15 protein-coding genes are annotated in these 23,919 nt (G+C 36.3%); 8 read left to right on the top strand and 7 right to left on the bottom strand.

Annotated elements, in window-relative coordinates:
- Nucleotides 1–11: 11 nt before the first annotated feature.
- The 5 genes from ACYVFA_RS11365 (at nucleotide 12) to ACYVFA_RS11345 (ending at nucleotide 8,858) form a co-directional block, all read left to right on the top strand.
- On the top strand, nucleotides 12–1,190 hold the full coding sequence (locus ACYVFA_RS11365; RefSeq protein WP_460471939.1) for an efflux RND transporter periplasmic adaptor subunit: 1,179 nt from the start codon (nucleotides 12–14) through the stop codon (nucleotides 1,188–1,190).
- Between the two features lie 43 nt (nucleotides 1,191–1,233).
- Nucleotides 1,234–2,073 carry a transglutaminase family protein gene (locus ACYVFA_RS11360; RefSeq protein ID WP_460471938.1) on the top strand — a complete coding sequence of 280 codons (840 nt, stop codon included), beginning with the start codon at nucleotides 1,234–1,236 and terminating at the stop codon, nucleotides 2,071–2,073.
- A gap of 174 nt (nucleotides 2,074–2,247) precedes the next feature.
- Complete coding sequence (glmM, locus tag ACYVFA_RS11355; RefSeq protein ID WP_460471937.1) at nucleotides 2,248–3,657, top strand: phosphohexomutase domain-containing protein; 1,410 nt, start codon at nucleotides 2,248–2,250, stop codon at nucleotides 3,655–3,657.
- A 589-nt stretch (nucleotides 3,658–4,246) separates the two neighbouring features.
- The gene (locus tag ACYVFA_RS11350; RefSeq protein ID WP_460471936.1) at nucleotides 4,247–6,418 is read left to right on the top strand and encodes a 3-coathanger stack domain-containing protein; all 2,172 of its coding nucleotides are present in this window, start codon (nucleotides 4,247–4,249) and stop codon (nucleotides 6,416–6,418) included.
- A 208-nt stretch (nucleotides 6,419–6,626) separates the two neighbouring features.
- Nucleotides 6,627–8,858 carry a sialate O-acetylesterase gene (locus ACYVFA_RS11345; RefSeq protein WP_460471935.1) on the top strand — a complete coding sequence of 744 codons (2,232 nt, stop codon included), beginning with the start codon at nucleotides 6,627–6,629 and terminating at the stop codon, nucleotides 8,856–8,858.
- Between the two features lies 1 nt (nucleotide 8,859).
- On the opposite strand, the gene ACYVFA_RS11340 is transcribed toward ACYVFA_RS11345, so the two are convergent.
- From ACYVFA_RS11340 to ACYVFA_RS11330, 3 genes are all read right to left on the bottom strand, one after another.
- Nucleotides 8,860–9,597 carry a peptidase gene (locus ACYVFA_RS11340; RefSeq protein ID WP_460471934.1) on the bottom strand — a complete coding sequence of 246 codons (738 nt, stop codon included), beginning with the start codon at nucleotides 9,595–9,597 and terminating at the stop codon, nucleotides 8,860–8,862.
- 129 nt (nucleotides 9,598–9,726) lie between these two features.
- Nucleotides 9,727–10,713 (bottom strand): alpha-E domain-containing protein, encoded by a 987-nt coding sequence (locus ACYVFA_RS11335; protein ID WP_460471933.1) that lies wholly within the window; start codon nucleotides 10,711–10,713, stop codon nucleotides 9,727–9,729.
- A gap of 450 nt (nucleotides 10,714–11,163) precedes the next feature.
- Nucleotides 11,164–11,415, bottom strand: coding sequence for a hypothetical protein (locus ACYVFA_RS11330; protein ID WP_460471932.1), 252 nt, complete (start codon nucleotides 11,413–11,415; stop codon nucleotides 11,164–11,166).
- A 529-nt stretch (nucleotides 11,416–11,944) separates the two neighbouring features.
- Here ACYVFA_RS11330 and ACYVFA_RS11325 point away from each other — a divergent pair.
- Complete coding sequence (locus ACYVFA_RS11325; RefSeq protein ID WP_460471931.1) at nucleotides 11,945–14,356, top strand: penicillin acylase family protein; 2,412 nt, start codon at nucleotides 11,945–11,947, stop codon at nucleotides 14,354–14,356.
- Here the strand turns inward: ACYVFA_RS11325 and ACYVFA_RS11320 are convergent, their stop codons facing one another.
- The 3 genes from ACYVFA_RS11320 to ACYVFA_RS11310 all read right to left on the bottom strand — a co-directional run bounded on the left by ACYVFA_RS11320 (nucleotide 14,357) and on the right by ACYVFA_RS11310 (nucleotide 16,274).
- Nucleotides 14,357–14,815, bottom strand: a complete 459-nt coding sequence (locus ACYVFA_RS11320) for a ferritin family protein (RefSeq protein ID WP_460471930.1) — start codon at nucleotides 14,813–14,815, stop codon at nucleotides 14,357–14,359.
- A gap of 57 nt (nucleotides 14,816–14,872) precedes the next feature.
- Nucleotides 14,873–15,763: a hypothetical protein gene (locus ACYVFA_RS11315; protein WP_460471929.1), complete on the bottom strand. Its 891-nt coding sequence runs from the start codon at nucleotides 15,761–15,763 to the stop codon at nucleotides 14,873–14,875.
- Between the two features lie 145 nt (nucleotides 15,764–15,908).
- Nucleotides 15,909–16,274, bottom strand: a complete 366-nt coding sequence (locus ACYVFA_RS11310; RefSeq protein WP_460471928.1) for a VanZ family protein — start codon at nucleotides 16,272–16,274, stop codon at nucleotides 15,909–15,911.
- Between the two features lie 883 nt (nucleotides 16,275–17,157).
- Between ACYVFA_RS11310 and ACYVFA_RS11305 the strand changes: the two genes are divergently transcribed.
- Nucleotides 17,158–18,825: a glutamine--tRNA ligase gene (locus ACYVFA_RS11305; protein WP_460471927.1), complete on the top strand. Its 1,668-nt coding sequence runs from the start codon at nucleotides 17,158–17,160 to the stop codon at nucleotides 18,823–18,825.
- A 301-nt stretch (nucleotides 18,826–19,126) separates the two neighbouring features.
- The gene (locus ACYVFA_RS11300) at nucleotides 19,127–20,950 is read left to right on the top strand and encodes an asparagine synthetase B family protein (protein WP_460471926.1); all 1,824 of its coding nucleotides are present in this window, start codon (nucleotides 19,127–19,129) and stop codon (nucleotides 20,948–20,950) included.
- 162 nt (nucleotides 20,951–21,112) lie between these two features.
- Here ACYVFA_RS11300 and ACYVFA_RS11295 read toward each other — a convergent pair whose 3' ends face one another.
- Nucleotides 21,113–23,269 carry an LruC domain-containing protein gene (locus ACYVFA_RS11295; RefSeq protein WP_460471925.1) on the bottom strand — a complete coding sequence of 719 codons (2,157 nt, stop codon included), beginning with the start codon at nucleotides 23,267–23,269 and terminating at the stop codon, nucleotides 21,113–21,115.
- Nucleotides 23,270–23,919: the final 650 nt, after the last annotated feature.

Genomic DNA, 23,919 nt, shown 5'->3' with positions numbered 1-23,919 from the left:
TGAACATCCTTATGAAAACATATTTTTTTATCTCTATTTTAGTATTAGCAGGACTTGGCTCCTGCTCAAAGAAATCAGAAAAGCCTGCTATGACGGCTGCACCTGATACAACTGCGGCGCAATCTCAAACTGAACAAATAAAAATAACAGCCGAACAGTTCAAAAATTTGAATCTGGGTTTGGGCAACTTTACTGAGATCGCCATGAATGAAGAAATAAAAGTTACAGGTACGGTAGAGATTCCATCGGAGAATCTGGTGTTTATTAGCATACCTACCAATGGGTTTATAAAAAACATCTTTTCTAATACTACATTATCCGGTCGATTTGTGACTAAAGGCATGGTTTTGGCTACTGTTGAATCTATTGAATTTATACAAATGCAGCAGGATTATTTTCAGGCAATTGCTCATGCTACTTTTCTGGAAAAAGAATTGGAACGTCAGCAGACTTTAAACTCAGAAGAGGTTGGTGTTAAGAAAAAATTACAACAGGCAGAGGCCGAATTTAACAGTAATCAGGCATTAATAAAAGCTTTGGAGGCTAAACTGAAATTATTGGGTGTGAATGTATCTACATTAAAAAAAGGCGATATTTCGTCAGTAATTAATATTATTTCGCCTATCAATGGATATGTTAGAGCAGCGCATATTAATACGGGTAAAGCCATTACTCAAAATGATGTTCTATTTGAATTAATCAGCAAAGATGACTTGCACCTAGAATTAAAAGTGCTGGAAAAAGACGCTCATAAAATTCAAAAGGGGCAAAAGATAGTGATAGATGATAAGCGATTAGGTGAAAACGTAACTGCGACTGTATTTATAGTAGGCCAAACATTTGAAGACGAAACAAAAGCAATTAATATTCATGCTCACCTGGATAACAAACAAATAGAGCAAAAACTCATTCCGGGTATGTTTGTTAACGCAAGAATTTTAACAGGAACCCATATGGTTAAGGCTTTGCCAGAAAGCGCTATTTTAAGAAAACCAGAAGGGAATTTTATCATTGAATTGGAAAAACAAAATAACAAAGAGGTAGTTTTTAGAAAAATACCTGTTAAATTGGGCGCAGTTCAGGGACATACTATTGAAGTACACCTAGCAGACGATTTAAGTTATAGTACTTCAATTGTTATTGATAAGGGGCATTTTTTATCAAGCATGGCTGGAACTGTTGAAGATTAAAATTTTGTTCAGAGTTCAGGTTATCAAATATATTAAGCAAACTATGATTCTAAACGTTGAACATACCTTACATTATACATATTCACAACCTGTTTTCCTGACACCCCATTATATTTATCTGTCACCTAAGGCTTATCCTCATCAGGAGATAACCGATTTTGAGCTTGAAATTAATCCGGTAGCGGATATTATCTATAAAAATGTTGATGTAGAAGGCAATGCACAATACATTGCCTACTTTAACTCTTCCTGCCAAGAACTGATTTTTAAGGCGACTTTTGAAATAGAATCGGCTCCAACCAAGCCCTATCATTTCATTTATTTCCCCTTTAGTGCCGAGAAGCTGCCTTTTAATTACCCAGAAAAAGAGGCCTTACTCCTGCATCCTTATCTGAATCTGACAGGTGTAACGACGCTTATTCATCAATTTTCCCGCCAACTGGCGGCAGAAGCAAACTGGAAAACAACCGATTTCTTGGCTCGTATTTCAAAATATATTAAGCAGAGTTTTGTATACGAAAAACGGATAGAAGGCCCCGCTAATGCTGCTGAAAGGACATTATTAAGTAGAAAAGGGACTTGTCGAGATTATGCCATATTAATGATTGCGAGTTGTAAAGCCTTAGGTATTGCGGCTCGCTTTGTGAGTGGCTATTGCTATGGAAGCCTATTGCAGGAGCATGAACTACATGCATGGGTAGAGGTATATCTACCCGGAGCCGGCTGGCGCGGTTTTGACCCGACTGAAGGTAAAATTGTTGATGACCATTATATTTCTTTAGCCTCTTCAGCACAACCTGAGCTAATTAACCCTATTACTGGAGGGTTCAGAGGTAGTGCGAAATCACAATTATATGCCAATGTGAATATTAAACGTCTCTGATATTTCGTTTGCTAGAATAGATTTTAATTTGGGCGAAAAATAAAAGAATAGAAAAAATTCAGTTTTTTTTTATCTTTGTCCGTGATTAACCTTAGTCAATCACTATATTAGTTCGGAATTATCTTCGATTTAATGTATTACCTATATTCCTAAAATTCCCAAAACGCATTTAAAGTGACCCTTATTAAATCTATTTCTGGTATCCGCGGAACTATTGGCGGGAAAAGTGGTGATGCCTTAACTCCCTTAGATATTGTAAAGTTTGCTGCTGCTTATGGGGCTTGGCTTAAGAAAAAAAATCCTGATGCCGCCCTTAAAGTTGTTCTTGGAAGAGACGCTCGTTTATCAGGTAAAATGGTTTCGGACCTTGTTTGTTCTACATTGGTAGGCATGGGGTTTCATATCATAGACCTTGGCCTATCTACTACACCTACTGTTGAAATAGCAGTTCCTTTGGAAAAAGCCTTAGGAGGTATTATTCTTACAGCCAGCCATAATCCAATCCAATGGAATGCGCTGAAATTACTTAACGAAAAAGGTGAGTTCATTTCGGGAAGCGATGGAACAGAATTACTTCAAATTGCCGAAAAAGAAGCATTTGAATTCTGCGATGTAAAGCATTTAGGAAAAGTAACGTATGATGACTCTTATCTGAAAAAACATATTGATTTAATATTAGACTTGCCTTTGGTAGATAAAAAAGCCATTGAAAAAGCTAATTTTAAAATAGCAGTAGATGCTGTTAATTCGTCAGGTGGTATTGCAGTACCTATGTTACTGGAAGCCCTGGGAGTTACACAAATCAAACTAATCAATTGTGAACCCACTGGTGTTTTTGCACATAATCCAGAACCTTTGCCTGAAAACCTCAGAGAAATATCTTCAGAAACCCGTAAAGGCAATTATGACTTAGGTATAGTAGTTGATCCGGATGTAGACAGATTGGCCTTTATTTGTGAAGATGGTGAGCCATTTGGCGAAGAATATACACTTGTAGCAGTCGCTGATTATATTTTATCTAATAGCAAAAAGAAAAAAGGTCTGAAAACTGTTTCAAATCTTTCTTCGACTCTTGCCTTAAAAGATGTTACCGTGAAAGCAGGTGGTGAGCACGCGTCAGCAGCTGTAGGAGAGGTGAATGTGGTGGTTAAAATGAAAGAAATCGGAGCTATTATCGGAGGTGAAGGCAATGGAGGTATCATCTATCCAGAACTACATTATGGTAGAGATGCTCTGGTTGGTATTGCTTTATTTCTGACTCAATTGGCAAAGTTTGGCAAACCGGTTGGTTTCTTAAGAAAAACTTATCCGAATTATCATATCGCTAAAAAGAAAATCGAGTTGACCCCAGAGATTAATGTCGACGAGGTTTTAGAAGATATTAAAACAAAATATGACCGTTATCCAATCAATACAGAAGACGGTGTAAAAATTAATTTTGAGAAAGAATGGGTGCATTTACGTAAATCGAACACAGAACCGATTATCCGTATTTACGCCGAATCAGAGTTTGAAACTACAGCCTCTAATCTGGCCGATAAAATCATCAGAGATATTAAAGAATTAATCTCGCAAAGAGTCTAATGATGAATCGTGGTAGTTCTGGCTAATTTTACAGCAATTACCACGATTTTAATCGTTTTTTAAACACTTACTTCACTTTTTTCATTAACTTTGCGGCGCGTCCTAATTATTGTTTCTCTCACTTCTTACAACCATCTATACTCTGCTAAACAAGTCCTTTACTTTTGGCATTAATTTTGTGCCAGTAGGTTTAAGAGGCATTTGAACTATTGCACTGCTCAAGAAAATAAAACTAATGCCTTTGTTTACAAAGGGAATTTTTCTTTGTATCTATGCAATTAAAATATAAATAATACAAGAAAGCACATCCTATACTTTCTTGAGAATATTGTACAAAATCAATATTTAGCCAGATTCTATGTTTTAATAAAATATACGACAAATGGTACCATTAGAAAATAATATATACTTTCATAAAACAATTGTATAGTTTTTGACATTATTGTTTACGTCAGTAAATTATAAATTTTAGAAGATTGCCTATTTTCTTAAAATTGCACTTTAGCAAAGTATGGATTTCATTGAGGTATTCGCTAAAGCCTTAATCAGCCTAATTCATACAATTAAAATTTTACAAGTTAATATTGTCATGTCAGGAAAAAAAACAGCTCTATTACTCATTACGTGCCTCTTTACCCTTTCCGTTTTTTTACAAACGAATGCCCAGAGTTCAGCCACTGCCATTGAATGGCAAAGATGCTATGGATGGGATAGTTGGTATGGAGATGAAGGCTTGCGGATTGCCCCTACTCAGGATGGAAACTACATAACAACCAGCAAAAAAACGCTGAATGGTTATGAATCAATTGTGGCTTCAAAAGTAAACTCTAAGGGTGAACTACTTTGGGAAACTATTATTTTTGATAATCAGGTTTATACCGGATTCAGAGGAGTTGATGCCATTCAAAATCCTGATGGTGGGTTTATTCTGATAGCCAAAGTAATTAATGTCCAAAAACTTAATTTTGTCAGTACTGACCTTAGAAATATAGACAATATTTACACAAAGGGTTATTACGATATTCTGATAACCAAACTAAATGCCCAGGGGCAGAGAGAGTGGTTTAAAATCCTAGGAGGTTCGGGCGAAGATATGCCAATCAGAGTATTGCTTAGCTCAGATAACAATATTATGCTACTTGGATATACCACTTCTTCAGATCAAGATATGAGTGATTCTGGCAAAAATACTTCTTCTTACAATCGTGATGTCTGGGTAGCAAAAATCAGTCAGACTGGAGATATTATGTCTAAAAAATGCTTTGGTGGTAATAATGACGATCTACCATTCGACATGAAAAAAACATCAGATGGCAGCTACATAATAGTAGGGAGTACTAATTCTGATGATGGATCGCTAGGCCCAAATAAAGGAGCGAAAGACATTTTTGCCCTTAAAATCAATGAATCTCTTAATAGTATCTGGAGCAAAACGTATGGCGGAAATCAGAACGATGAAGCCCGGAGCGTGATTGCTTTACCTAATGGTGAATTTGTGGTAGGTATCGTATCTAACTCTTTGTCGGATAATTTTTTCAAAGAGCCTACTAATGACTTCCCTAATAATTATCAAGAAAATGCATGGTTATTCAAATTAAATTCAGGAGGCGATTTGATTAACTCTAAAATATTCGGAGGTTCAGGAAGAGATTTTGTAAATGATTTAATTCTGACTCGTGATGGTAATTATGTTTTTATTGGTTCTACTACTTCTAACAACGGAACTATAACTGATAGAAACAGAATCCCGAGTAATAACAACGATAGATATGATGTATTCTTAACGAAAACCAATCCGAATTTTGATATTATCTGGTCAAAAACTATGGGTGGATCAGAAGATGATGAAGGTAATGGTTTAATAGAAACACCTGATGAAACATTAATTACATTAGGAACTACAAAATCTTTTAATGGCGATGTAGACGGCAACCATCCAAGCTCGCAAGACCCTCGTGATATTTGGTTAGTAAAATTAAGTTATGCTTGTCAGCCTGAGATAACAACGGATATTGATTTAGTTTCGGCTAATACGGATGTAATTGCTTCTGAAAGTATACATAGTTCAGACAGAATTAGTCAGAACTCGTCAGTACGTTATTCGGCTAACAAAAATATTGATCTTACAACCGGATTTAATATAGAACCCGGAAGTGTATTAGAAATAAATCTTCAGGGTTGTACTAATGGAACTTCGGGTATAAGCGGAGTACCAATTCAGTTGCAAACTAATAATGAGTGTAGAGAAGGAGGTATGAAATTTGTTTTCCACCCATATACACCTGACGGCGATTTGTCGCAGTATCGTATGTCTATACAGAATCTCGACCCATCAATTGAGTTCAAATTCTCTGGCAATACATTAATTACAAAAAATAATGTACCTGATAATCGAAATGCATATTATCTTCTGACAATTTCCCGTAATGGTTTCAAAGATTTCGTGGTGGAGGGTTATACCAGTACGTGCGAACATGATGGTGCTCCTATCAATTGTCCGGAAAATAATGCTCGGGTTATACTGGATAAAGATTATTATAATGAAGGCGATACTTTTACTGCTACCTGGACTGGTGAGTTAATTCCTGACCAGACTTTAGAATGGTATAACGAAAATGTAACCCTAATATCGAAGAATAATAAGACTATGGTAGGTCGTATTAATGCCTTCCCTGCGCATATTCAGGCTCAACCAGGAGTATTTGCCACCTATCGTCCATGCCATGGCGCAGTAAGGGTTGATTTCAGAAAAGTTGAATAAAACATATATTCGCTGCGCAAGACCGCATAAAAAATAGAACTTATAAAATCCTTACTTACAGCTAATTAAGTAAGGATTTTTAATTTCAATTTTTCCTAATTATTTTTGTACTTTATTACCTAAATTTGAATGAATTGTTGAAATGCGAAGTTTGAGTTTAATTGCTATTTTGTTAACGTTAACATCTACCTGTTTTAGTCAAATACAATTGAGTTTCCCTCTGGAAAGGAGTGTTTTTCAAAGAAACAATCAGAACACTGCGTTAGTAAATGTTTCAGGAAATTTTGATGGAGAACTGGATAAAATTGAAGCAAGGCTAGTACCTGTAAAACCCGATCAGGGTGTTTTAACAAACTGGATAACTATTGCTACAAAACCCGAAGGAGGGTATTTTGTGGGTTCCTTACAAGGACAAGGTGGCTGGTATACCTTACAGGTAAGAGGCTGGTTAAATGAAAGCATTGTTATTCAGGGTTCAGTAAGCAGAGTGGGTATTGGAGAAGTTTTTGTAGTTGCAGGTCAATCAAATGCAGAAGGCGTACTAGATTATGGTGCCAAGCCCTCACTTGATGATCGTGTTAACTCGTTTAATAATAGAGCACCCGAAAATTTGTGGGATTACCCCTATTTCACAAGTTTTTCACATATTGATGCCAATACAATGGTTGGCCCTAAAGGACAAGGAGCATGGTGTTGGGGCGAACTGGGTGATTATCTTGCTAAACGTCTAAATGTACCCATTTTATTTCTAAACGCTGCCTATGGTGGCAGTTCTTCTGAGAACTGGTACAGTAGTGCACTTGGCAGACCTACAGAAAATGCTTTTCATCTACCTTATATTGGTGGGGCACCTTATTCAAGCCTCAGAATCACTTTACAGTTTTATGCTTCTTACCTGGGAGTACGTGCAGTTTTATGGGAACAAGGAGAGGACGATTCTGAAACAAGCGAAGATACATACTATAATAATTTAAAGACGGTTATTGAAAAAAGCCGTACTGATGTCAATAAAAACTTAAGTTGGGTTGTATGCCGTACATCTCTTAACGACTTCGCTGTGGTGCATATTAATCCCGCTGTTATCAAGGCACAAGATAGAATAATCAGCAGTATCAATAATGTATTTGAAGGACCTTATACTGATTCTATTCAGGTACCTCGTGTAGAAGGCGTTCACTTTAAGAATGTAGGCGGTAGTGAAGGTATTTCTGCTTTAGCGAAAGCATGGGATACAAAGCTAAACAATAATTTTTTCAGTAAATCTACACCTTTTCTATCATCACCTCTTCTTACTTTGCAGGCCAGTTGTCAGTTTTCTGAAACAGCAAGATTAAGCATACCAGGTACTTTTAGTTCTCAACGGTGGTCAGACAATACCGAGGCTACATCTTTAACGGCTAATAATGGTAGTTTTAGTGCTATCGCCCGTGATGGAATAGGTAATTATTACTTTTCGAATACGGTCATTATTAAAGGTTTAGCACCTACTACTGTTCCGTTTGCAACCTCGAAAAAAAGTACTAATTTTTGCGAGGGAGGTAGTACAGAATTGATTACCAATGATACACACTATAACCGATTCCGTTGGAGTAATGGCTCAACGAATAAAGAAATCAGTATTAATACTTCCGGTGTATTTACAGTTCGAGGAATTAACTCACTGGATTGTTATTCTCCACCATCTAATGAAGTAATTACCAGAGTGTTGTCTCTTCCTCCAAAACCCAATATTATTATTGGAAGTGGCCCGATTGTCTGTGAAGGTACCTCTATTCTTCTTTATGCTTCTGGTTTCGGAAAAAGTTTCTGGAGCACTAATGACAGTACTGGTAGTATTTCATTTACAAAGCCAGGAGATTATAGTGTTTCGGTAAAAGTACGGGATGACAATGGTTGCGTATCTCCTAGTTCTGATATTGTTAAAACAAGTATTAAACCTCGCCCTGAACAACCCACTATAGCACAGATAGGTGCTTTTAGTCTGGAAGCAGAACAAATCGTTGAAAAGGTTGACGCTTATGAGTGGAAAAAAGACGATGCATTCCTTACTACTAGATCAGCTGTAATAAAATCGGCGAAGCCAGGTTTTTTTACGGCAACTGCTATTAAAAACTATACCCTTAGCAGTAGTCAGACCTTAGGATGTCGTTCGCTTACATCAAAAGCTTTTTCTTATATTCCTAATACTGAAATTGCTAATCTGATTGTATATCCTAATCCGGTAGATGATGGTGTGATATATCTGGAAGCTCGCGATGATTTAAGCGACTTGCTCTTATCTGTTTTTGATGTAAGTGGCAAATTCGTTTACTCTACTTTAGTACCATCTCTTACAGAGCGCAGGACAATAAATCTAGCATTTCTCCAAAACGGAAAGTACATAATCCGATTGCAAAACGGAAAGTTTTCAGAAACAAAGAATATCTGGATTGAGAAGTAATTTACTCCCCTATTTCTAAAGATTTGCTAAAGATAGGCTCCATCCAATCAGTTGAAAGTTTCTGTACAGAAGCGTTCAATAGTGCATTCCATTGATAAGAAATTTGCTCCAGATCTTGTTTTTCATAACGATGTTCAACCATATTAAAACTATTCTTTTCACAGAGAATCACATCAATCGGAAAATCAACATCATTAGCGCTGACACGCGTAGAGTCGAAAGCCAAAAAGCCTAATTTCAATACCTCCTGAAGCGAAGTAGTATATTTAAGATTACGATATAAGATGGGCTTTCCGTAATTGGATTGCCCTATAATGATAAACGGTGATCCTTCTGTAACTTCAATCCAGTTACCTTCAGGGTAAAGCATATATAATTTATGTTCATCGTCGTTTTCAAGCTGTCCGCCTATTAATGCAGACAAGTTAAAAGCTAGTCCTGCTTCTTTCAAAGAAAACTTATCTTCGCTCGCTACCCTTTTCACCTGATCACCAAACGCATTTACAGCCTTATACATTTTATCAAATTTATGGTCTTGCTGTTCTAATACTTCTTTAAAATAGGTTATTGCTTTATCTCTGACCGAACGTAATCCGGCCGTCATAATAAACATTGAATGATTATTAGACTGATGAATAAACACCTTTTTATTCGTAGAAACTTCGCTTCCAGAAGTGATGCGTGTATCAGCTATGGCTACAAGCCCTTTAGCAACTTTTACTCCAAGACAAAAAGTCATATCATAAGGTTGAGCGGATCGCCGCTTCGATTATTAGCAATGAAAGCAGCATTCATTACCGATTTACAAAAAACAAATACAAAAGTATAAAAAGCCAGTATAGTAACTACTATAACCAAATATTAAAATTTATTGTTCAACCGGTTTATATCCAAAATCTTCAATTGGTTTTAAACCAAAATAGGTATCAAAAATAGCTTTTGCTACATTATTATTTTTTATCTGAAACTCATCTAAATATGGATGTAGCGCTTTCTCGAAAATATCCTCTACTTCAGTAAATTCTATTTCATGGCGTAGTTTACTCACAAATTTCTCAGCTGGATTTGAATATCCTTCTGTCATTTTATGACCCGAAACCTCGTATAGAGAAAGCTCAGCCTGACGAATACAATAAAAAACAGAACGCGGAAAGCTTTTGTCTAAAATCAGGAACTCAACAATATGTGAAGGATTAATAACCCGATGCTCCTGGCGATACATATTAAATGCTCCTACCGATTTCAGAACTGATGTCCAGATTAACAGTTCTTGTGGAGATCCGAAAGCTTCATCGTCAGGTAATAGTGTAAAATAACGTACATCCAAAAAACGGGAGGTTTTATCAGCGCGCTCTAGGAAACGCCCCATACGACCAAAATGGAATGCTTCATTACGGGTTACTGTTGAATCAACAATTCCCCAGAAAAGCTGACAACCATCTTTTATTTCGGTAAAGAATTGTTGGAGTTGTTCCACATCCCAGTTTTTAGCTGATTGTGTTTCTTTAATTTTCAGATAGAAAATATTGATGTGCTCCCACATTTCTTTGGTAATACTTTCCCGTATCGTACGTGCATTCTCACGAGCTGCAGACAGGCAGCTATAGATAGAATTAGGATTACGTTTATCAAATGTCATGTAATCAATCACATTGTTTCGATTGGCTCGACTATGATGCTCATAAAAACCATAGTTATCAGCAGTAGCAATTAATAGAGGCTCCCATTGCTCTGTTAAAATACCAGGGGCATCGAGGGCAAGATGCAAGTTTACACTCACAAAACGGGAATAGTTCTCTGCTCGCTCTATATAGCGATTTATCCAATAAATTGAATTGGCAACACGACTCAGCATAATAATCTTTGGTTTTTATTGATGACAACCAAAGATAGTAAACGAATTTTGAAATGCAATCAAAATATTATGAAGATTCCTTCCATGTAAATATGGTCAACCAAAGATTTAAAAAAATCACTACTTCTAGGGATTTTATTTTAATTTTAGCTATTTTAGCTTTGTAAGGCAATCAAACTGAACTAACAAGCACAACAATTATTAAAATCATTTTTTCCACTTCTCAAGATTTTACTATGAAGTTGTTTAAAGTTTATTTCAAATGATACTTTTTTCTTCGAATAATAGTAGTAAATGCAAAATAATTTACCCCTAGCCAGTGCTTAGCATTAGGCTCATATCTAATGAGTAAATTTTAAAATCCATCTAGCCAAGCATGAGTTCTTTCAATAACGAATCGTTCTTTAACTAGGCGTCCCTATATAGCTCTTCATCAACTAAATAGCCATCTTAATTGTCTTCTTTTTTATTTCTTTTGTTATGATCAATGTTAGCGTGTATCTCATGCTGATTTAGAAAACCTCTTAGAGACAAGCTATCAAAACCCGCATCAGCATTCAGAAATAATCCTTTGTAATTAATTTTAGCATCAATTAGGGTATTTAATATTTTGCTGACATTTTTTTCAATCTCAAATAAATCGTTATGCTGACCACTAATAGTTTCTGAACATCCAAGAGAAATACCCTTTTTGTCAGTCAAAAGAAGGAAATTAGTTGTTTTACCACTTTTCTCCCTTGATAGCTAACTTCAGAACCACCTCTTTTACTAAGGTATGAGAGCCATCAAGAGCTACACTTGACATATTTAATAGGTGCCGATTATAGTTCAGTAAAGCTGTAAATAATTTATACCACGAACCGTTCTTGCACGGGAACGCCCAGTCCACTTGGAATAATAATAAAACACTGTCTACCAGCTAATTCTATGTTTTCCAAATAAATCCGTGATGGGTAATTTTTGCCATTGTCAACCAGTCTTTAAACGTTTGAAAATTGCCCGCACAATAAGCCATAAACTTACTTTACATTTTGGCCCTCTTTGTGTCCTTCACTTAGATGAGAAATGAGTTCACAATTAATTATTTTTTTCGTTAATTTGAATATGGTTGATAGTGTTTTGATTGTTTTGTAGTGATTACAAACTTAACACTTGTCAACCTTATTTATTTAAACCCAAATAACTCTAGACAACTTCGACTATTGTCCAACAAACCTTTACCTCTACATCTATGAAACTTTTCAAAAAAATACTGATTGGCATATTAATACTTGTTGTTTTGGCAGGAATTGGCATTTTCCTCTGGCTTAACAGTTTCAAGCCTGACTTGAATGCCGAATTACATTTGAAAGGCCTTAAAAACCCAGTTGAGGTTTTATATGATGACTATGGTATTCCACACATCTATGCGCAAAACGAAGAGGATTTATTTTATGCTTTCGGATATGCACATGCACAAGATCGTTTATTTCAAATGGAACTTCTAAGACGATTAGCCGATGGTAGATTAGCTGAACTTTTTGGGGAGAAAGCGGTGCCCTCAGATAAATTCTTCCGTACATTAGGTCTTCGCAAACATGCTAAATGGACAATTGACTCTCTGGTAAAGAAAAGTCCTGAGGCACCTTATGTAAAAGCTTCACAAGCCTATATTAAAGGTATTAATGAATATATCCAACAAGGTAAAACACCGCTTGAGTTTTCTTTGGCAAATATTCCGAAAACTCTTTTTACGTTAGAAGATACGTATCTTATTGCAGGCTATATGGGTTTTACTTTTGCCGAAGCGTTCAGGTCTGAATCTATTGCTACACTTATTTATAGTAAATATGGTGATACATACCTGAAAGACGTTTGGTCGCAGTGGCCAAAAGGCGAGCCCACTATTCCGGTACAAACAAAAGACTCGACTATAAAGGTGGCTAAAACTTTAGCAATGATGGCTAATCAATTGGCCATTATTGAGCACGCCGCTCCTTTCCCACCCTACCATGGGTCTAATGGTTGGGTGATTAGTGGTACTAAAACAAAATCAGGAAAGCCAATTTTATCTAATGATACACATATCGGGTTTTCTCAACCATCGGTTTGGTATGAAGCACATCTTGAATGCCCAAACTTCAAATTCTATGGCAATTTTCTGGCAGGAACACCTCTGGCAACTTTAGGGCATTCGCAATATGGTGGTTGGGGGTTGACCATGTTTGAGAATGATGATGTGGATTTTTTCAGAGAAAAAGCAAATCCAAAGAATCCGAATCAAGTGTGGTATAAAGACCATTGGGAAGATTTGAAAGTATACCAAGAAACAATCAAAGTAAAAGATGCGGCAGAGGTAAAAATCGCAATCAAAAGTTCTCGTCACGGAATTTTGATGAATGATAGTTTTGATCAAATGGCTGATCAGAAAGAACCTATTGCCATGTGGTGGGTATTTAACCAATTTCCAAGTCATTTTTTAGAAATTTTCTATGATATGGCTCATGCAAAAAATGCAACAGACGCCAGCAGAGCCGTTAGTAAATTAGCTGCGCCAGGGCTGAATTTTATGTGGGCCGATACTGAAGGAAATATTGCCTGGTGGGCGGCGGCAAAATTACCTAAGCGCCCACCTCATGTGAACCCTATGGTAATTTTAGATGGTTCTACAGGTAATGATGATCCAGCAGGATGGTATGACTTTTCACAAAATCCACAGATTATGAACCCTCAACGAGGTGTATTATATACAGCTAATAATCAGCCTGCTGATATGGGAACTGGATTTGTGCCGGGATATTATGTACCCGGAAATAGAGCCAAACGTATTGAACAGTTATTATTTACAGATAAAAAGGACTGGACACCGGAAGAAGTTCGTAAGGTAATCAATGATATTACTTCTCCAAGTTATAAAGGGTTATTGAAAGATATTATCCCTATCATTTTTGCCGAAGAACTATCACCATTGGCCAAAAAATCTATTGAAAAACTTATTCCATGGGAGGGCACACATGGTTTGGAAGAGGTAGAACCCACTATCTTTTATAGATTCCTTTATTATATCTTTGTGAATACGGTTAAGGACGAATTAGGAGACGAGGTTTTTAAGGCTTTTGAACATAATGCCAATTTTAAAAGAAATATGATTGCCTTAATCAAGAAAGAGGATTCGCCATGGTGGGATAATATTCATACTAAAGAACGAGAAACTCGCCGACAAATGCTGACTAAATCATTGAATGAAGCAGCAGCAAGTCTTGAAAAGCAATTAGGCAAAGATATAGACCTATGGCAATGGAAAAAAGTACATACGCTTACTCATAAGCACCCTTTAGGCATCTTGCCTGTCGTTGGTAAATTCTTCAATGTCGGACCATTTCCTGCTCCGGGTGGGCGAGAAACCATTAATAACCTGGATTTTCCGATTGATTCTACAGGAATCTATGAAGTAAGTTATGGTCCCGCTCTACGTCGCATTGTTGACTTTGGTAAGCCTGAAAACGGCAGAAGCGTATTACCAACAGGCCAGTCTGGTAATATCATGAGTAAACACTATGCCGATCAGGCCAGCCTTTTCGTAGAGGGGGGGGCGCGTGCTGAACTAATGAACAGAGCCGAAATTGAGAAAGTACAAACTGGGAAGATTGTTTTTAAACCCTGATTAATGCTCAACCTGCAATTCGTGAAACTTAAAAAGGGCTTGATAAGTCAAGCCTATTTCTTTTCTTTGCTTGCTAATAATATTGTATACGCGTGAAGGCAAAAAGCCATCTCCCATTTGCAATATAGTATCATAGGCAATAATCATTTCATCATCTGCTTTTTTACATTCATCTACAATAGTTATATCATCTTTTGTAGTAAATATCCCTTTAAGATCAAGCCAGATTCTACGCCAAGCAGCTTCTATACTTGTATCTTCAGCCACATCCTCACCCAAGTTCTGAATCTCTCTTTGTAGTTCTCTTGCATAACTTCCTCTCCTGTCTGCTTCATCGAGCATTGCTTTGCGCAATTTGTCATTTTCCACATTGCCTGCTGCATCGGTATATGCTTCCTGGGCATCTAGATTGTGAATAATAATATAATTCACTTCTCTTACTATTTTCTCGTTTTCCATAGTTGTATGAGTTTAAATGGTCAATAAACCTAGTTGCTAAAATCTATTATTTATCTGTTAATTTCTGGCAACTTCTGCTTCTCTGGTTTTGTTAAAGCTAATAGCTCTTTCAGGTACCAGGTTTTCAATTGCCTGTACAAATTTCTGAGTCAATTCACTTACCTGATTTTTATTATCCCAGGTTAATGAATAAACTACCCGATTAGAATCATCCAATAATAATATTTCTCTATAATTTTTACCTCTAATCAAACTTCTGTCCACTTTCTCACCTCCATTATCCAGATTGACTGTACTGGCTAACAAGTTTTCAAAAGTTTTTTCTGGAACCGTAAAATTGGTTCGGTTTGTAATCTCACCATTTTCATCTTTTACCACTATCACCTCACCCATTTCATCTATCGAAATCTGGTATTCATGTTTATATGCATCTGAGGCTGGCATATCTAAATAGGATAATACAATCTTGGAGACTGTTGGAGGTACATCATTATAGTAGATTCGCTTCTGGTTATTAGAAACTCTATCTACAAACACAACTTCTTTAAATTCTTCTTTTCCTATTGCCATCACTGCCGATTTATCGTCATCCAAAGATTTTACTTCTTCATAGTATACATATAAGCTATTATTCTTAGGTTGCACGGTCGTAATAACAGGCTTGGTTTTACTTGACTTTGCGCCTGATATAGCCACTACAAAATGATTTACAAAATCTTTGCTACTAATAACCGGAGCAGCATTTGCATCATTAATGATAGCAGGTTTAAAGAAATACTTCATCTGCTCATAATTAGTAAATACATGTAACATCGGCGTAGAAGCAGATATTGTATTTTGAAGTACAAAATCCTGGCTGAAACGTTTGGTAGTACCTCGTTGGGACTGACCTGTGACTGCCGTTGTAAACAACGACAATAGCATCAAAGTGCTAACGAAATTTTTCATAATAGTAAAGTTTATAAGGGGTTCAATCCCTGATACTTATGAAAAAAGCGTTCCATACCTTGATAATAAAGGCTTCAAAATATACGTAATAGCTAAATGAGGAATTAATACCCCAATCATGAACAGGCAATTAAGTGACGATATTTTATAAGTTCAGCAGGCTCTTGATTTTCCATATAGCAACTCCTATAACTACGCCAATGCCATCAGCTAAAGCATCATACCAATCGAAATTCCTATGAAATGACTCAGGTAAAATGCCTTGCCAGAATTCTATCAGTATTCCATAAAGAAAGCCCAAAAGTATAGTTTGGGTATATTTACCAAAAGCGCCCTGCCAACAAAAAGCCCATGCGGCAAACGCTAGAAAATGTTCTGTTTTATCACTAAGGCTAGAAATAACCGGAAGACTGGTATTTGGGAAACTACATAAAATAAAAATAACCAAAGTAATAGCAAGAGCTACATATTTATTAGAAAAAAAACGATTAGCTGTGGCCTTAAGACTCATAAAGAAAAGATTTTATGGTAGTTAAACAAATGCTTAAAATACATCAAATAGAATTAACAAATTGTTTTATTTGGCTTTTTTTTAAAAGTTGTTTAGATTTTCAATTGAAAAAACAAAAATTCAAAATGCCTCAAAAGTCAGAGCTACCAATAATCTTTATTCTTAAATCTGGGATTCAAATGCTACGGCTCTAATTTTTTAAATGCTTTAAGCTATTATTCGTATAAATTGATCAACTATAAAATGACGCCTTGCGGCTGCCTTGCGGCTGCCTTGTATCCCGGGAATCTCAATTGATAAACAGTACAATATCCCTGCGCTGCTGTCTTCTGGCAAAAAGGTAGTCACCGTAGCGTCTACCTTTTTAATAGCTGTTTTTCGAATGATAATGCAATACTAAGCGTTCTCTAAATTTCCGACTTTGACTTGTATTTTCAAAGTGTTCAACGAGATTTTTAATAAAATCAGACTGTTGAGAATAGATAGTAATTATCTTGTCATGTAATAACATAAGTTTTAGTAAAATGGCCAGTCGCGGACAGCCAGTCGCCGACGGCCAGTATGGGTTGGTGAGTCTTCAAAAAAACTAAAGCCGCATTGGCGAAGCATAGTTTTGGCGGTGTATATTTTTTGTCTGGTAGTTATTGCATTCTTAGGATAATCTTAAGCAAGGTCATTGTATACTAATACTAATCCGGCTTTTCGCAAGATTATTGCTTATAAATACCCAATTGATATAGCATTAAAGAATAATATAAAATATAATGATTCCAATTTTTTTTAACATTTAATAAATAAAATATATTTTAAGGCATAAAACTCAAATTCTTTACAATAAAAAAATATTAAATTCGCAGACATAGCAACAATACCACCATTGATTATGGCAGAAGCGACAGAAAAATCTTTAAACTTTATCGAGCAAATCATTGAAAATGACCTCGAATCAGGAAAATATGATGGACGAGTATTGACTCGTTTTCCTCCCGAACCCAATGGATATCTTCACATTGGGCATGCAAAATCTATTTGTTTAAATTTTGGCGCTGCCCAGAAATATGGTGGACAAACAAATTTGCGCTTTGATGATACAAATCCGGTTACGGAAGATACAGAATATGTAGAATCAATTAAAAATGATGTACAATGGCTGGGTTTTAACTGGGCCAATGAATTTTATGCATCCGATTATTTCGAGCAATTGTATGAGTTTGCTAAAAAACTGATTAATAAGGGGTTGGCTTATGTAGACGATAGTACTTCGGAAGAGATGGCAGCTATGAAAGGTACTCCTGTAGAACCAGGTATCAACAGCCCGTATAGAAATCGCAGCATTGAGGAGAACATGAGCTTATTTGAGCAAATGAAAAATGGTGCATTTGCAGAAGGCACTCATGTATTAAGAGCAAAAATAGATATGGCCTCAACGAATATGTTGATGCGTGACCCTATCATTTACCGCATCAAATTTGCGAAACATCATCGTACAGGCGATAAATGGTGTATTTATCCGATGTATGATTTTGCTCACGGACAATCAGATTCTATTGAAGGCATTACGCATTCTATTTGTACTTTAGAATTCGTTCCTCACCGTGAATTATACGATTGGTGCATTGAGAATTTAGAGATTTTCCCATCGAAACAATATGAGTTTGCTCGTTTGAATCTGACCTATACAGTGATGAGCAAGCGTAAGCTTCTCCAATTGGTTAATGAAGGTCATGTAAATGGCTGGGACGATCCTCGTATGCCTACTATTTCGGGCTTGCGTCGTAGGGGTTATACACCAGAGGCTATCCGTGATTTTTGTGAGAGAATTGGTGTAGCTAAACGTGATAACCTGATAAGCGTAGGTCTATTGGAGTTTTGTATCAGAGAACATTTGAATAAAGCCGCTGCCAGAGTGATGGCCGTGCTTGACCCTCTAAAAGTAATAATTACGAATTATCCTGAAGGATCATCGGAGATTTTAACTACTGAAAATAATCCAGAAGATCCTGAGGGAGGTACGCGTAATATTCCGTTTAGCCGGGAAATTTATATTGAGAAAGAAGATTTCTTAGAAAATCCACCCAAAAAATATTTCCGCTTGGCTCCAGGGCAAATGGTGCGTTTGAAAAGCGCCTATATTATTCAATGTGATGAGGTAATTAAAGATGAAAATGGTGAAGTAATTGAGCTTCATTGTTCATATATAGAAAACTCTAAGAGTGGGCAAGATACTTCGGGTATATCTGTAAAAGGTACGATTCACTGGGTATCCATTGCCGATGCGATTGAAGCAGAAGTTAGATTATATGACAGGCTTTTCAAAGTAGAAGACCCAAGTAATGAAGAAGGTGATTTTAAAGAATATATCAATAGTGATTCTTTACAAACTATTACGGCTTATGTAGAGCCTTCTTTAAAAGAAGCAACCGCAGGAACCAGAGTTCAATTTTTGCGCAAGGGTTATTTCTGTCTGGATAAAGATTCATCTGCGGATAAGTTAATTTTCAATCGCACAGTTGGTTTGAAAGATACCTGGGCAAAAGAAACCGGGAAATGACAAAAATCACTGCAATTAACCCATTCTAAAAATCTATTTAAAGGCCTCGGTTTGGTATTGATTTGATAATTTTTTTTAGCGTTGTTTCTGAATAATTCTGATTCAAAACGTAAACTTTTTTTTCATATACCCCGAAATACTATAATAACTCAACGATTAATATTATGGACGAAAATTCACAGCTTGAACAAATCTCAGCATCTGAAGCGAATCAAAAAAAAGAGTGGATAAAACCTCAGTCTACTACCTTTGAGATTAATCTTAGTAATGGAGCTTATGGTGATCTCGGAGGAAGCCAGTCATGATTCTTGGCTTAGTCAGCCTTTCTTCTGAGTTAGTAAATCAAAAGGTAAATTCTTTTTTTTTAAATTTAGAACCGCCTTTTAATAGTAGAGTATTCGAACAAATTTCCTGCAGGAATGCTCAATTTGGCATCTCTGATCAGGAAGAGAAATCGTTTATTCATTATTCCGACGAACTGCTCTTCGTCTCAGAGGGAAGGATTGATAACCGTTCTGAATTATCCGCTATTCTGAATCTACCACCCTCCTGCCCAGACTCACACCTGATTTATGAAGCCTATAAAAAGTGGTCAGGAGCATGCATTCATAAGCTGATAGGTGATTGGGCATTTGTGGCTTACAATGCCCGAACCCAGGATATTTTTCTGGCCAGAGACCAGCATGGTTATACCTCTCTGTATGTTTATCAGGATGAGAACATCTTTGCTTTTTCTTCGTCAATCAGGCATCTTATTCATCTGTCAAAACCTGAGCCCAATCATAAGTTTATTGTAGGCAGGCTATGCCAATGGAATCGTAAAGAAAAACATGAAACAATTTTCGACTCTATTTATAAAGTATCTGCCGGATATACGCTGAGCTATCGGAATAAGCAATTGCAATTTGAGAAATACTGGTTTCCCGAAAATATAAGTCTCAGAAATTATCACAATTTGCAGGACTATACCGATGAATTTTTCGAAATACTCAGAGAGTCAATCAGATGCAGGCTAAGGAGTAATAGGCCATTTGCTTCTATGCTAAGCGGAGGCTTCGATTCAGGTACAGTCAGTATCCTGGCTGCTGAGCTATTAGGAAAAGCCAGGCTTACTACATTTAGCCATATTCCTCAATTTCCCGATAAATTACCCCCTCCGACAAAAAATGTTTTTTTTGATGAAACACCCTACATTGATGCAAATGCTTCAGCAATGCCAAATATTCATTCGGTAAAACTCACTTCAAGGAGTATTTCACCGCTGAAGGGAATAGAAAAATTTATTGATGCGTTTGATAATATTATTCACGGTGCCAGTAATGCTTATTGGTTTATTGATTTATATGAGAATGTTTCTCATCAGGGATTCGGCGTTTTATTATCCGGCGAGAATGGCAACGCGGGGATGTCATATAAAGGAATCGCGGATTTACTACCTTTTTATCATCCTTATTACCTTTCAAGCCCTCAGCTTTTTTTAAAAAAAAAGTTGGTAAGTCCGTTATTAAATAAATTTCTTACTCAACGTCGGCATACTAAAAGTATAAATTTCCAAATTAATGATGGAGTAGTAAATGAGGATGCCTTAAAAGAATCAGGAATTTATGAAGATATAGAGAATAATCCAGATATGTATTCTGTATCTTTAAATAATCATCAGCATCATATGCTTAAATTAATAGACCTTTGCCGCCGTTATCGTTTAATAGGAGAAATAAGTAATTATTACGGTTTTAGTTACAGAGATCCCACCGCCGATATCCGCCTACTGGAATTCTGTTTATCTGTACCAAACGAGATACATTTTAACTCAAGAGGACAAAACAAAGCGCTGATACGCAAAGTTATGCAAGGCAGATTACCTCAAATGGTTTTGCGTGAAACGAAAACAGGAAAGCAATCAGCAGATATTTATTTCAGAATACAGCAGGATTTGCCACAAATGGAAGAATGGATAAGTGTATTATCCAAAAACCAAAGGTTTGTTCATCTTATCGATATAAATAAGCTTAAAACCCTTTTTGTATTAATCAAAAATGGAAAACTGACAGATACACTGAGTATTAATAGGTTATTAAAAGCGATGATGTCGGGGATTTTTCTGGAAAAAAGAGGATTTAATTAGGAAACCAATACAATAACAAAATTTTGCAAAGAAATGGTTTGATTAGCTTACTTTTATTCTTGTGGCAACCAACAATTTGATATTTTAACCCATAAATAAAAACGCCTCTCCCCGCAAACAGCAGGAAAAGGCATTTATAAATAGATTAAAATATTTTAGTAATTATTTTGCTAAATACCAATCCATATCTTTCGTACCTCCGCTTGTTGCCCAACTTCCAAACTTAGGATATACATCCTTAATATTCTTTGATTCCAATGGGTAAGTAAAAATAACAGGAACACTCAATGCCCATGGCTCATTATTAACCGATTTGAATGGATCTGTAGTTGATAATTTACTACCTGTCGCGCTCTCAATCAAGCTTTTATCTATTAGATTTGTCGCAGCATAGCCAACCATATGTACTTCACTTCGTCCGCTACTGTTTTGGCTGGTATTTGCAATAAACATATTTAATGTCTGATAGGTAAAATTATCCAGTGGTGTAGTAAATTCTATTGTAATCGCCACATCTACAGGTTTGTAGCTACCGCCATTTTGCGTAGAAATAAATGGTGTATCAGAAACACCGAAAGCTTTATGTGCATCATCAGCAATGGTTGCTACTGCATAAGTTTGTCCAGATTCTACACCATTAGAACCTAGTTTTAAAACAGATCCCACTAAATTCGTACGTGAATAAGTAACCGATTTTACGTTTGCGGTAGGAATACCATCCAATTGAACAGCAACTGCATTGCGTTTATTAGCTCCGACAGAAAGCAGGTTTCCTTTCAATGTCACCTTAGTTATCTTATTAGCTGAATTCTGAGTCTTAATGATATTCATACTAACCACAACATCATTCATATCATAATCACCCAATTGAGGCCAGTTATCTTCAAATGCATATGAGTAGGTTCCAAGATCAATATCCGTTACAGTCTGATCAGTAGGGGTAGTACCAGCGCTTTTATCATTATTTCCGCCTGCATTACAGGTTGTACCGGCAATCACGACTGTTGATTTATCATAAGGCACAATAGTTGCCGGGCTTTCAATGATATAATACGTACTCCATTGTTCATTAGGTGTATGGTCTGAACAAGCAATTTCCAGACTTCCTGAATACGTAATTGCCTGCCATTGGTTTGCTACATCTACCTTTTTCAATCTTGCCAATGCTTTACCTGTCGACGGGCCAGCCATATAGTTTCTGTTACTATTAAATTTAGCTGTTCCGGTTACTTCCAGAATACCGCCAGAAGCAAGGTTATATCGCGTTCCGGCACCATCAACATTATTGATACTCAATATAGCTTTATCAGTTACATTCACAATTGCGCTATTAGTAGTTAGTGTTCCGATTTTTGTATAACAGGCTGCATCCAGTGTAGCATTTGTAAGATTTGCCGTTGTTACTGTCAAACTTCCTTCATTTCGGATTTTCGTAGATGCGGTAGTACTTGTCAGGTTCTGAAATACGGTCGTACCATAATTAGTAAAGCTACCATTAGAGAAAGTAGCCTTTGTGGCTGATAAAGTACCATAGTTTACATATAAAGCCTCATTTGAGGTACTCAAATCTGCCAGAACAGCAGTGCCATAGTTTAAGAAAGCACCTTCCGTATTCTGCACTACATTGTTTAAGTCAAGTTTACCTGAAGCAGTAGTATAAAGCGCGTTATTATTGCCAAGTGTAATTGTATAGCTACGATTAGACCACGTTCCTTCTACATATATTTTAGCACCATTTGTGCCGTTATTAGCATCAATTTGTCCTGTAAAAGTTATTCCGGCCTTAATCACATAAGATTTACCAGACTCTACTACAACCGTTGCACCACCAGTCAATGGTAATGCTGCAGGAGGAACCACAACGTCGGTTGGTGAGGCCATTCTGGCAGAAGAAAATATGCTATTAGAGGTAGATATTCCACGTATATTATCTTCTCTAAGATTATTTTGTGAGGGATTCTGGAAGGCAACTAATGAAGTAACTCCAGCAACCTTTAACATAGTAACAGACGGGATCCCAACTGGTGAAGTCTGCTTAAGATACACATATTGCAATAATGTAGGTATTACGATCTTCCCAGTAAAATCTTGTCCTTTTTTTGCCATACCTGCACTTAACAAATTGGCCTTTGCACCCAGTTTCGGGTCATTATCATATAACTCTACACGATAAAAATACTTTCCGTTAAATTTATCATCGACAGCCACCTTAAAATCCATGGATTTCACGGATGACCATTTAAACTCTGTAGGAATTGTTGCACCATCTGTAAATAATTTTGGAGATTCCTTTACTGGTTCTTGCTTAGCAATATCCATTTTAACGCAACTTGAACAAAATAGAATAATACCTGTTAAACACGATAGAAAAAAATGAGGGATGTTGGTTTTGATCATAATAGTAGTAGATTTTTGATTAACATTCATGGCTTTACTTTTATCAGAAGTATTTAAATTTCCATGTGTGTAGCTTAATCATATGCAAAAAATATTCCAATTTGAGGGAGAAAATAAAAAATTAACATGACTTATTCAACTATGAGTTTAGCCATACTTGAATTTGCAAAGTTGTAAAGAATAGTAAAATGAAAGCTTAGGTTTTCTATGTTTGGACAGAATAGGAGGAAAATCGACTAGATTTAAGGGTTGAGTACTTTATGAATTAAATTTAATTCTGTGAAGCAGTGTGTATATGGATTTTGTAAATTGTTCTGGGTCTAATAATAACAATCGCAATGATTAAATAGAATTCAATCAGTAATAAAATTGCTAAATCTGAAGCATTTTTGACATAAAGGAGCCCTTAAAAATGGTTATTAGGTGTTACAAACATCTGTTCAATGGTGCAGACTAGGGATCAGGTCGAAAAGGGAAGCTTTGATTCATTCAATAGTATTGGCCCCAACTTTGGGTCAAGCCTAAAACCTGTGGGGCGAATAAAGTTAAGCATAGATTTTGGTAAGTCTATA

It is taken from the genome of Emticicia fontis, from assembly GCF_054779675.1.
This window is presented reverse-complemented; position numbering and strand designations above follow the sequence as displayed.